We start from the raw sequence: 11,374 nt of genomic DNA on the forward strand, positions 1-11,374 counted from the left end.
TCTGATAAATTGTTAAAGAGCAGTGCCGCTTCGTTTTCGCTGCGGCGCGGGGTGTGCATATTACGCTTTCCCGCTTCAGAGTCAAGCGTTTATTTTCGCTATTCTCTACTGACCCGGCGGCGTGTGTGCCGTTATTCCGTGTCAGTGGAGGCGCATTATAGGGAGTAATTCCGAACCTGCAAGGATAAAGTGAAAATTATTTACTGACTGCTCACTTTCCAGGCAAACCTCACTCCAGACCTCAATTTTCGCCTGGTTTTTAAACAAAAACGAGCCGCAAGCGGCTCGTTTTTGCGTTTTGTGACTTACTGCACTGCCACAATACGATCGTCGTTGGCTTCCAGACGGATAATTTTACCAGGAACCAGTTCCCCGGAGAGGATCTGCTGCGCCAGCGGGTTTTCGATCTGCTGCTGGATAGCACGTTTCAATGGACGCGCACCGTACACCGGATCGTAACCATTCTTACTCAGCAGTTTCAGCGCATCGTCGGAGATGTGAATTTCATATCCACGCTCTTCCAGACGTTTGTACAGACGCTGCAGCTGGATCTGCGCAATCGACGCAATGTGTTTCTCACCCAGAGGATGGAATACCACCACTTCATCAATACGGTTGATGAACTCCGGACGGAAGTTATGGCTTACCACACCCAGCACCAGATCCTTCATGTGGCTGTAGTCCAGTTCACCGAAACGTTCCTGAATCAAATCGGAACCCAGGTTCGACGTCATAATGACAACCGTATTACGGAAGTCGACCGTTCTCCCCTGCCCATCGGTCAGACGCCCATCATCCAGCACCTGAAGCAGAATGTTGAACACATCCGGATGCGCTTTTTCCACCTCATCCAGCAGGATGACGGAATAAGGACGACGACGCACCGCTTCTGTCAGGTACCCACCTTCTTCATAACCCACATATCCAGGGGGCGCCCCGACCAGACGCGAGACGGAGTGTTTCTCCATAAACTCGGACATGTCGATACGCACCATCGCATCGTCGCTGTCGAACATAAAGTTAGCCAGCGCTTTGCACAGCTCGGTTTTACCGACACCCGTCGGCCCCAGGAACAGGAATGAACCAATCGGACGGTTCGGATCGGACAGCCCTGCACGACTACGACGAATAGCATTCGAAACCGCTTCAACCGCTTCATTTTGACCAATCACACGATTGTGGAGATCGTTCTCCATGCGCAGCAGTTTTTCACGCTCACCTTCCAGCATGCGCGCCACGGGAATACCGGTCCAGCGCGCCAGGACTTCCGCAATCTCGGCATCCGTCACTTTATTACGCAACAGACGCATCGTTTTACCTTCTGACTGCGTCGCTATCTCAAGCTGTTTTTCCAGCTCAGGGATTTTGCCGTACTGCAGCTCTGACATCCGCGCCAGGTCGCCCACGCGTCGAGCCTGCTCAATGGCAATTTTTGCCTGTTCGAGTTCAGCTTTAATGGTCTGCGTACCGGAAAGGGAGGCTTTCTCGGCTTTCCACTCTTCTTCAAGCTCAGAATACTGGCGCTCTTTATCGTCCAGCTCTTCATTGAGCATATCGAGACGTTTCTTACTGGCTTCATCAGACTCTTTCTTCAGCGCCTGCTGTTCCAGCTTGAGCTGAATGATGCGTCGGTCGAGTCGATCCAGCTCTTCCGGCTTCGAGTCAATCTGCATACGAATACTCGACGCCGCTTCATCAATCAGGTCGATCGCTTTATCCGGCAGCTGACGGTCAGCAATATAACGATGCGAAAGCGTCGCCGCCGCAACGATGGCCGGGTCAGTGATCTGCACATGGTGGTGCAGTTCATAGCGCTCTTTCAGACCACGCAGGATCGCGATGGTATCTTCAACGCTTGGCTCGGCAACAAACACTTTCTGGAAACGACGTTCCAGCGCAGCATCTTTCTCAATGTACTGACGGTACTCATCCAGCGTGGTGGCACCGACGCAGTGAAGTTCACCGCGCGCCAGTGCAGGTTTCAGCATGTTCCCGGCATCCATTGCGCCGTCTGCCTTACCGGCACCGACCATGGTGTGCAGCTCGTCGATAAACAGGATGACGTTACCTTCCTGTTTCGCCAGATCGTTCAGCACGCCTTTCAGACGCTCTTCAAACTCACCGCGGTATTTCGCACCGGCCACCAGCGCGCCCATGTCCAGCGCCAGTACGCGGCGGCCTTTCAGGCCTTCCGGAACTTCACCGTTCACAATACGCTGCGCCAGCCCTTCAACAATCGCGGTTTTACCGACACCCGGTTCACCTATCAGTACCGGGTTGTTCTTGGTACGACGCTGCAGTACCTGAATCGTACGGCGAATTTCTTCATCACGGCCGATCACCGGGTCAAGTTTGCCCTGCTCAGCGCGTTCGGTCAGATCGACCGTAAATTTCTTCAAAGCCTGACGTTGGTCTTCGGCTCCCTGATCGTTCACGCTTTCACCTCCGCGCATGTTCTCAATCGCCTGAGTCACATTAGCGGTGGTCGCACCGGCGGATTTCAGCAGGTCGGTCAAGGTACCGCGTGATTCAAGCGCCGCCAGAACAAACAGCTCTGACGAAATAAAATTGTCCCCACGTTTTTGCGCCAGCTTGTCGCAAAGGTTCAGGACGCGCACCAGATCCTGCGACGGCTGAACGTCGCCGCCGGTCCCTTCGACCTGCGGTAAACGGCTCAGCGCCTGATCGATAGCGGTGCGTAACTGGCCAGCATTAATGCCAGCGGACGTTAATAAAGGACGTACCGATCCCCCTTCCTGATTCAGCAAGGCGCTCATTAGATGAAGAGGTTCGATAAATTGGTTGTCGTGCCCCAGTGCGAGGGACTGGGCATCGGCGAGAGCAAGCTGGAATTTATTAGTAAGACGATCCAGACGCATAACTCCTCCCATAACAGGTCAAATTTGCTACTGGAGATTAAATGAGGTCATCCCTCAATTATTCAAGGTTAATGACCTGAATTATGTGAAAAGAAAACGGCACGTGCCGGATCGTCTTGATTCTTTAGGTTATATCAGCCAAATGAAACTTGCCATACGGCCCGTCGTCTTGTCGCGGCGATAAGAGAAAAAATCACCCTTTTCGGTGAAGGTGCAGCGATCGCCGCCGAAGATCTGCGTCACGCCGACGCGGTTCAGGCGCTGGCGGGCGAGCTGGTAAATATCGGCCAGATATTTATCCCCCGAAGGCAGGAAGGCGTCCACCGCTTGCGGATCTTTTTCCATAAAGGCTTCGCGAACTTCCGGCCCCACTTCAAAAGCGCGAGGGCCAATGGCCGGGCCAAGCCAGGCCATAATATTGGCGGGCTCATCCTTAAAGCAGGCGACGGTTTCTTCCAGCACGCCTTCACACAGTCCACGCCAGCCCGCGTGCGCTGCAGCCACCTCGGTGCCTGCACGGTTGCAGAACAGCACTGGCAGACAATCGGCGGTCATTACGGCACAAACGGTTCCCGGCGTATTGCTGTAAGAGGCATCAGCGCGTTTGGAAGCATAGGGCTCTCCCGTCAACTTCAGCACCGCCTTGCCATGAACCTGTTCCAGCCAGACCGGTTTCGACGGCAGGTTCCCCGCTGCAAACAGACGCCTGCGGTTCTCTTCCACGTGTTCCAGGTTATCGCCACAGTGTGCGCCGAGGTTCAACGACGCCCACGCGCCCTGGCTCACACCGCCAGTGCGGGTTGAACTGCAGGCAGCCACGCCGGCAGGCAATGGCCACTCCGGGACAATCAGTTTGGTCATAACCAGTCCACTTGATCCTTATGTTCTTCGAAATCAGCACGCATGGCGTCAATAAGGTCCACCATATCCTGCGGGATAGGCGCATGCCACTCCATCTGAATACCGGTGATAGGGTGATAAAGACGCAGCATGGTCGCGTGCAGCGCCTGACGATCGAGTTTACGCAATACGCTGATGAACTCATCCGACGCGCCTTTAGGCGGACGCGGACGACCACCGTAGACCTGATCCCCCACCAGCGGATGGGTAATGTGGGCCATATGCACGCGGATCTGGTGAGTACGTCCGGTCTCCAGACGCAGACGCAGGCGCGTATGAATACGGAAGTGCTCCATAATGCGGTAATGCGTCACCGCCGGTTTACCCATCGGATGCACCGACATATGGGTACGCTTGGTCGGGTGACGGCTAATGGGCTCTTCCACCGTCCCGCCAGAAGTCATATGTCCAATGGCTACCGCTTCATACTCACGGGTGATTTCGCGCAGCTGCAGCGACTCCACCAGACGGGTCTGAGCAGGAACGGTCTTCGCCACCACCATCAGACCGGTAGTGTCTTTATCCAGACGGTGCACGATGCCCGCGCGCGGAACATCCGCGATCGGCGGATAGTAATGGAGAAGTGCGTTAAGTACCGTACCGTCAGGGTTTCCCGCGCCCGGATGAACAACCAGGTCGCGCGGCTTGTTGATCACCAGAATGTCATCATCTTCATAGACGATGTCCAGTGGGATATCCTGCGGCTCGAAGCGGATTTCCTCTTCGATTTCAGCATTGATGGCGACAGCTTCCCCACCTAACACTTTCTCTTTTGGTTTGTCCCAGATCTTGCCGTTTACCATCACGCGCTGGTCAAGGATCCATTCTTTTATGCGTGAACGCGAATAATCAGGGAACAATTCGGCCAAAGCCTGATCTAAGCGTTGACCGAGCTGATTTTCGGAGACTGTTGCGGTGAGTTCTACTCGTTGTGCCATAAACTGCTTCTTCGTTTAACGTTGGGTTTTACGGCTTTGCCGTTTAATATAGTGTGCTATTGTAGCTGGTCTTAATCGGGAGCAGGAACAGAGTTTCTCCCGGACAAACATTTGAGGAAAGTCAAAACGTCATGACGCGCATGAAATATCTGGTGGCAGCGGCCACGTTGAGCCTGGCTTTGGTGGGCTGCTCCGGTTCAAATGAACAGGTCCCTGACAATCCGCCGAATGAAATCTATGCGACTGCACAACAAAAGTTGCAGGACGGTAACTGGAAACAGGCGATAACGCAACTGGAAGCGTTGGATAATCGCTATCCATTTGGTCCGTATTCGCAGCAGGTACAGTTAGATCTCATCTACGCATACTATAAAAATGCCGATCTGCCGCTGGCTCAGGCAACCATCGATCGTTTCATGCGTCTGAACCCGACTCATCCTAACATCGACTATGTGATGTACATGCGCGGGCTCACCAACATGGCGCTGGATGACAGTGCGCTGCAGGGCTTCTTCGGTGTGGATCGTTCCGACCGTGACCCGCAGCATGCGCGTGACGCCTTCAATGACTTCTCTAAACTGGTGCGCGGCTATCCAAACAGCCAGTACGTGACCGACGCCACCAAACGTCTGGTGTTCCTGAAAGATCGTCTGGCGAAATATGAATACTCCGTGGCGGACTACTATACCCGCCGTGGCGCATGGGTTGCCGTGGTTAACCGCGTAGAAGGTATGCTGCGTGATTACCCGGATACTCAGGCTACGCGCGACGGCCTGAAGCTGATGGAAAATGCTTACCGTCAGATGCAGATGACCGCTCAGGCTGAAAAAGTGGCGAAAATCATCGCCGCGAACAGCAGCAACACCTGATTTTGCCTCAATGCAAAACGGCAGCCCGAAGGCTGCCGTTTTTTTATTCGTTTCTGAGCGTCGCTGAAGCGCGTTAGCCTCAACACATCCAGTCAACTATGGCCTCAATTTTTGCCTTCTACAAGGTAAATCTCACCTCTTCCTGCCCTGCCTCACAAAAAAGATTCCCTGACAAAAACCGACAAAATAACGTGATCTAAATCACACATTTTGACATTAGGTCGGGTATGCTGGAATCACCAAGACGGAAAGACAAGAGGTAAAATTTATGACAATGAACATTACCAGTAAACAAATGGAAATTACTCCGGCAATTCGCCAGCACGTCGCAGACCGTCTCGCCAAACTGGATAAATGGCAAACACATTTGATTAATCCACATATCATCCTGTCCAAGGAGCCGCAGGGTTTCATCGCTGACGCAACTATCAATACTCCAAACGGCCACCTGGTCGCCAGCGCAAAACATGAGGATATGTACACCGCAATTAACGATTTGATCAACAAGCTGGAACGGCAGCTCAATAAAGTGCAACACAAAGGTGAAGCCCGTCGCGCCACAACGTCGGTGAAAGACGCCAGCTTCGCGGAAGAAGTTGAAGAAGAGTAATCCTTTAAATTGAGTGTACCGCCAACGCGCCTTCGGGCGCGTTTTTTGTTTTTTATTGACAGGGTGAAAACAGTACGGGTACTTTAACGGTATCACTCACAGGATGACTTTATGAAACCTACGCCGTTCTTCTTCGCATTCTTTTTTACCTTCCCCTGAACGGGAGGCGTTTCGTCGTGTGATAAAGAATGCGAAGACGAACAACAAGGCCTCCCACACCGGGGGGCCTTTTTTATTGATAACGATAAGATGAGACAGGCAACACTATGACACCGGAAAACCCGTTACTGGATCTGCGCGAAAAAATCAGCGCGCTGGATGAGAAACTGCTGGCGCTGCTGGCCGAACGCCGCGCCCTTGCCGTTGAAGTGGGTAAAGCCAAGCTGGACTCCCATCGTCCGGTCCGTGATATCGACCGCGAGCGGGATCTGCTGGAACGTCTCATTCAGCTCGGCAAAGCGCATCATCTCGATGCCCACTACATCACCCGGCTGTTCCAGCTCATCATCGAAGACTCCGTTCTGACCCAGCAAGCGCTACTCCAGCAGCACCTCAATAAAACCAATCCGCACTCTGCGCGTATCGCTTTCCTCGGGCCAAAGGGCTCCTATTCTCACCTGGCCGCACGTCAGTATGCCGCTCGCCATTTCGAAGAATTTATTGAAAGCGGCTGCGCGAAGTTTGCCGACATTTTTAACCAGGTCGAGACCGGCCAGGCGGATTACGCCGTGGTGCCGATTGAAAACACCAGCTCCGGCGCCATCAACGACGTCTACGATTTGCTACAGCACACCAGCCTGTCGCTGGTCGGCGAGCTGACGCTCCCTATCGATCACTGCGTGCTGGTCTCCGGCTCAACGGACCTGAACACGATCGAAACGGTCTACAGCCACCCGCAGCCGTTCCAGCAGTGCAGCCAGTTCCTGAACCGCTATCCGAACTGGAAAATTGAGTACACCGAAAGCACCTCGGCGGCGATGGAAAAAGTCGCCCAGGCGAACTCCCCCAACGTTGCGGCGCTGGGCAGCGAAGCGGGCAGCGCGCTGTATGGTTTACAGGTGCTGGAACGCAACCTGGCGAACCAGACGCAAAATATTACCCGCTTCGTGGTGCTGGCCCGCAAGGCAATCAATGTGTCTGACCAGGTACCGGCCAAGACCACGCTGCTGATGGCCACCGGCCAACAGGCCGGTGCGCTGGTTGAAGCTCTGCTGGTACTGCGTAATCACAACCTGATCATGACCCGGCTGGAATCGCGCCCAATCCACGGTAACCCGTGGGAAGAGATGTTCTACCTTGATATCCAGGCCAACCTGGAGTCTGCTTCCATGCAGAAAGCCCTGCGCGAGCTGGGCGAGATCACGCGTTCCATGAAGGTGCTGGGCTGTTACCCGAGCGAAAACGTCGTCCCGGTCGATCCAATCTAACGTTCGATAAAACGGCTTTTCTTCATCCCTGCCACGCTCATCGGCAGGGTGAAGATGGCGCCGGAGAGCGGATATTTCGCCACTTCCTCCGCATCCATATTTTCCCGCGTGGTGGTAATAAAAAGCGTTTTCATATCATCGCCGCCAAAGCAGACCATCGTCGGGCAACGCACCGGCATGCGATACTCTTCCAGCTGCTCCCCTTGCGGTGAAAAACGCGCGATGCGCCAGCCGTCAAACAGCGCGCTCCAGTAACAGCCTTCCACATCCATCGACGCGCCGTCCGGTATCCCCTCGCCCTCTTTAAACTGACGAAACACCTCTCGCTTACCCGGTTCGCCCTGCTCATCAAGCGGGGTACGGTAGATCACACCGTTTGGCGTATCTGAGGTAAACATCCATTGCTTATCCGGGCTAAACGCTAAGCCGTTGTGCCCGTGGATATCGCACTGGATCACCTTCGGCGTCAGGTCGTTGTCGATGCGCATCAGCAGGGCGCCGTTGTAATCTCCCGGCCCCCAGAACGTGCCCGCATAGAAGCGACCCAGGTGATCGGTGCCTCCATCGTTAAAACGCGCCAGCTGCGGGTTAGAGGGGTTATCACACACCTTGCGGCGCAGCAGGCCGTGTTTATCGGTCAGCCAGATACCCGTTCGCATCGCAACGATAAAACCACCCTGCTCACGCAGCGCGAAACACCCCACTTCCTCGTGGAAAGAGAGTACGGTGTGTTCCGCCGTCGGCAGATGGTAGCGGTGGATCTCGCCTTCCAGAATATCGGCCCAGTAGAGCGCCTGCTCTTCGGCGCTCCACGTCGGGCATTCAGGCAAATGCCCGGTGTAATTCAACAGCAGCTGCGGTTCAGCCATGACAGTTCCCCAAAATGAAAAAAGCCAGCATTGCTGGCTTTCAGTATATACATCATCGCATTACTGGCGACTGTCATTTGCCTGGCGCAACAACGTCCGGCTCTCATTCTGGAAACGCTGCGCATAATCGCCAAACCAGTGCTCGACCTTGCGGAAGCTGTCGATAAACGCCTGCTTGTCTCCGTGCTCAAGCAGCGTAATGGCTTCTCCAAAGCGCTGATAGTAGCGCTTGATCAGTGCCAGGTTGTTTTCGGAGGACATAATAATGTCCGCGTACAGCTGCGGATCCTGTGCGAACAGACGCCCAACCATCGCCAGCTCCAGACGATAGATAGGTGAAGAGAGCGCCAGCAGCTGTTCAAGCTGCACGTTCTCTTCCGCCAGATGCAGGCCGTAGGCAAACGTCGCAAAGTGGCGCAGCGCCTGAATGAACGCCATGTTCTGGTCGTGCTCAACCGCGCTGATGCGGTGCAGTCGCGCGCCCCATACCTGAATCTGTTCCAGGAACCACTGATAGGCTTCCGGCTGACGACCGTCGCAGTAAACCACCACCTGCTTAGCCAGGCTGCCGCTGTCCGGACCAAACATCGGGTGCAGACCCAGCACCGGCCCGGTATGCGCAGCCAGCATGGCCTGCAGCGGACCATTTTTGACGGAGGCCAGATCCACCAGGATACAGTCTTTCGGTAAAGGAGGAAGCTTCCCGACGATCTGCTCCGTCACGTGGATCGGCACGCTGACGATAACCATCCCGGCATCTTTCATGAGCTCCGGCGCCTGCGCCCAGTCCTCTTTTTCCAGAATGCGCACCTGATAGCCAGAAAGCGTCAGCATTTTTTCAAACAGACGCCCCATCTGTCCTGCCCCGCCGACAATCACCACCGGCCGCAGGGTCGGGCAAAGGGTTTTGAACCCCTTGTCGTTTTCGCTGGAATAGGATTCCCGCATCACGCGACGCAGGACGTCTTCAATCAAGTCCGGCGAAACGCCCAGCGCCTGCGCCTCTTTGCGACGGGAGGCGAGCATAGAAGCTTCGCGCTCCGGGACGTAAATCGGCAGGCCGTATTTGCTTTTCACCTCACCGACTTCGGCAACCAGCGCCATGCGGCGCGCCAGCAGATCCAGCAGCGCCTTATCCACTTCATCAATTTGATCGCGCAGTGCGGTCAATTCAGCAACCATAACTACCCTCTTAAGCCAGACGCGTCGCCAGCTGGCCGCTTAAATCTTTATGGATCTCACGCAGCAGTGCATCGGTGGTTTCCCAGCTGATGCAGGCATCCGTCACGGAGACGCCGTGCTTCATGGCACTGCGCGGTTGTTCAGATGATTGATTGCCTTCATGAATATTGCTCTCAATCATCAGACCGATAATCGAACGGTTGCCATCTTTGATCTGGGCGACCACGGATTCCGCAACCGCAGGCTGACGACGGTAATCTTTATTCGAATTACCATGACTGCAATCTACCATCAGTGCCGGGCGCAGTCCCGCCTGCTCCATCTCTTTTTCACACTGCGCCACGTCCGCCGGGCTGTAGTTCGGGGCTTTCCCGCCGCGCAGGATCACGTGCCCGTCCGGGTTGCCCTGCGTTTGCAGGAGGCAGACCTGGCCCGCCTGGTTGATACCGACGAAACGGTGCGGCATGGCAGCCGCGCGCATGGCGTTGATCGCCGTCGCCAGGCTGCCATCGGTACCGTTTTTAAAACCAACCGGCATCGACAGGCCAGACGCCATCTCGCGGTGGGTTTGCGATTCCGTGGTACGCGCGCCAATCGCGGACCAGCTGAACAGATCGCCAAGGTATTGCGGGCTGTTCGGATCCAGCGCTTCGGTTGCCAGCGGCAGTCCCATGCTGACCAGCTCCACCAGCAGGCGACGCGCAATCTTCAGGCCTGCTTCCACATCAAACGAGCCATCCATGTGCGGATCGTTAATCAACCCTTTCCAGCCAACGGTAGTACGTGGCTTCTCAAAATAGACGCGCATCACCAGGTAGAGGCTATCGCTGACCTCCTCCGCTAATGCTTTAAATCGACGAGCGTACTCAATGGCGGTTTCAGGATCGTGAATAGAGCAAGGACCACACACCACCAGCAGGCGCGGATCGCGGCCGGCGATGATGTCAGAAATGGTCTGGCGCGAGTGCTCAATCTGAGCCTCCTGCGCGACGCTCAGCGGAAATTCTGCTTTCAGCTGATCCGGAGTAATTAAAACCTGTTCGTCAGTGATATGTACGTTGTTCAGCGCGTCTTTTTGCATGATGGCGATCCTGTAAAGCTCGTTTGCGATAGTTGTTTTCCTCAATGAGGTGAAACCACGATACCATAAAAAGTAAACATTTCAATCCAAAATAAGTACACATTACTTTACAGTAGCAAATTTATTGCAAAAATCAGCCGTCAAAAACGTAAAGTTTAAATTACAGACATACTTTCTTAAGCCAGGCTATGCTGAAGTAAAAAGGAGAATGGCTATGCGTTCAATTGCTCTCACGCTGTTGTCGCTGTTTTTAACGGGCTGCCAGATCAATCCTTATACCTTCCAGCCCGACTGGACCAGTCCATCCTGGTTTGATGCCGGTAGAGAAGACGCCATGAATGGCCTGCCGGTTAAAGATAACCAGACCCTGGCCGATAGTTTTAACGACACCCACGTTGATCGTAGTGAATATCTTCGCGGCTATGCCGATGGTCAGAAGAGAGTCTGCGAAGAAGGGTTTATTCACGCCTGGGGATTAGCGGGCAAATCTTTCCCTGCCAGTTGCGATACTGCTGAAAACGCGGCAAAACTGCGTGCGTCATGGCAAAAAGGGATGGATGAAAGTTTGCGCTCCAGCAGACTCAATTAAGTCTGTTTTAAATCACCGGAAAATAAACAA

The 11,374-nt window shown here is 54.4% G+C and carries 11 protein-coding genes and 1 other annotated feature; of the genes, 5 read left to right on the forward strand and 6 right to left on the reverse strand.

Going from position 1 to position 11,374, the window contains the following annotated elements:
* Nucleotides 1–305 precede the first annotated feature (305 nt).
* The 3 genes from clpB to rluD all read right to left on the reverse strand — a co-directional run bounded on the left by clpB (nt 306) and on the right by rluD (nt 4,717).
* Nucleotides 306–2,879: an ATP-dependent chaperone ClpB gene (clpB, locus tag ACOTXI_RS21695; protein WP_008502466.1), complete on the reverse strand. Its 2,574-nt coding sequence runs from the start codon at nt 2,877–2,879 to the stop codon at nt 306–308.
* 129 nt (nt 2,880–3,008) lie between these two features.
* Nucleotides 3,009–3,740 carry a purine nucleoside phosphorylase YfiH gene (gene yfiH / locus ACOTXI_RS21700; RefSeq protein WP_023344708.1) on the reverse strand — a complete coding sequence of 244 codons (732 nt, stop codon included), beginning with the start codon at nt 3,738–3,740 and terminating at the stop codon, nt 3,009–3,011.
* Nucleotides 3,737–4,717: a 23S rRNA pseudouridine(1911/1915/1917) synthase RluD gene (gene rluD / locus ACOTXI_RS21705; RefSeq protein ID WP_058654398.1), complete on the reverse strand. Its 981-nt coding sequence runs from the start codon at nt 4,715–4,717 to the stop codon at nt 3,737–3,739. The genes yfiH and rluD overlap by 4 nt, the downstream gene beginning before the upstream one ends.
* A 131-nt stretch (nt 4,718–4,848) precedes the next feature.
* Here rluD and bamD point away from each other — a divergent pair, with 131 nt between their 5' ends.
* The 4 genes from bamD (at nt 4,849) to pheA (ending at nt 7,623) form a co-directional block, all read left to right on the forward strand.
* A complete protein-coding gene (bamD, locus tag ACOTXI_RS21710; RefSeq protein ID WP_008502469.1) occupies nt 4,849–5,586 on the forward strand; it encodes an outer membrane protein assembly factor BamD in 738 nt (245 codons plus the stop codon).
* Between the two features lie 268 nt (nt 5,587–5,854).
* Entirely contained in the window at nt 5,855–6,196 is a 342-nt protein-coding gene (raiA, locus tag ACOTXI_RS21715; protein WP_008502470.1) for a ribosome-associated translation inhibitor RaiA, read from the forward strand.
* 110 nt (nt 6,197–6,306) lie between these two features.
* Nucleotides 6,307–6,432 (forward strand) — a sequence feature (Phe leader region).
* Nucleotides 6,308–6,355 (forward strand): pheA operon leader peptide PheL, encoded by a 48-nt coding sequence (gene pheL, locus ACOTXI_RS21720; RefSeq protein ID WP_102000890.1) that lies wholly within the window; start codon nt 6,308–6,310, stop codon nt 6,353–6,355. Its footprint overlaps the feature before it by 48 nt.
* 30 nt (nt 6,433–6,462) lie before the next feature.
* Nucleotides 6,463–7,623, forward strand: coding sequence for a bifunctional chorismate mutase/prephenate dehydratase (gene pheA / locus ACOTXI_RS21725; RefSeq protein WP_058654397.1), 1,161 nt, complete (start codon nt 6,463–6,465; stop codon nt 7,621–7,623).
* Here pheA and ACOTXI_RS21730 read toward each other — a convergent pair.
* Genes ACOTXI_RS21730 through aroF form a run of 3 tightly spaced genes read right to left on the reverse strand, consistent with a single transcriptional unit; the run spans nt 7,620 to nt 10,755 of the window.
* Nucleotides 7,620–8,492 (reverse strand): SMP-30/gluconolactonase/LRE family protein, encoded by an 873-nt coding sequence (locus ACOTXI_RS21730; RefSeq protein ID WP_058654396.1) that lies wholly within the window; start codon nt 8,490–8,492, stop codon nt 7,620–7,622. The two genes, pheA and ACOTXI_RS21730, sit on opposite strands and share 4 nt — an antisense overlap.
* Nucleotides 8,493–8,552: 60 nt before the next feature.
* On the reverse strand, nt 8,553–9,674 hold the full coding sequence (gene tyrA / locus ACOTXI_RS21735; protein WP_008502473.1) for a bifunctional chorismate mutase/prephenate dehydrogenase: 1,122 nt from the start codon (nt 9,672–9,674) through the stop codon (nt 8,553–8,555).
* A gap of 10 nt (nt 9,675–9,684) precedes the next feature.
* Nucleotides 9,685–10,755 (reverse strand): 3-deoxy-7-phosphoheptulonate synthase AroF, encoded by a 1,071-nt coding sequence (gene aroF / locus ACOTXI_RS21740; RefSeq protein WP_008502474.1) that lies wholly within the window; start codon nt 10,753–10,755, stop codon nt 9,685–9,687.
* A 214-nt stretch (nt 10,756–10,969) separates the two neighbouring features.
* Here aroF and ACOTXI_RS21745 point away from each other — a divergent pair, with 214 nt between their 5' ends.
* Nucleotides 10,970–11,344 (forward strand): DUF2799 domain-containing protein, encoded by a 375-nt coding sequence (locus ACOTXI_RS21745; protein ID WP_058654395.1) that lies wholly within the window; start codon nt 10,970–10,972, stop codon nt 11,342–11,344.
* Nucleotides 11,345–11,374 lie beyond the last annotated feature (30 nt).

The sequence above is a fragment of the Enterobacter cloacae complex sp. BZL2005 genome (genome assembly GCF_049238885.1).
In the GTDB taxonomy this organism is placed as follows: domain Bacteria; phylum Pseudomonadota; class Gammaproteobacteria; order Enterobacterales; family Enterobacteriaceae; genus Enterobacter; species Enterobacter roggenkampii.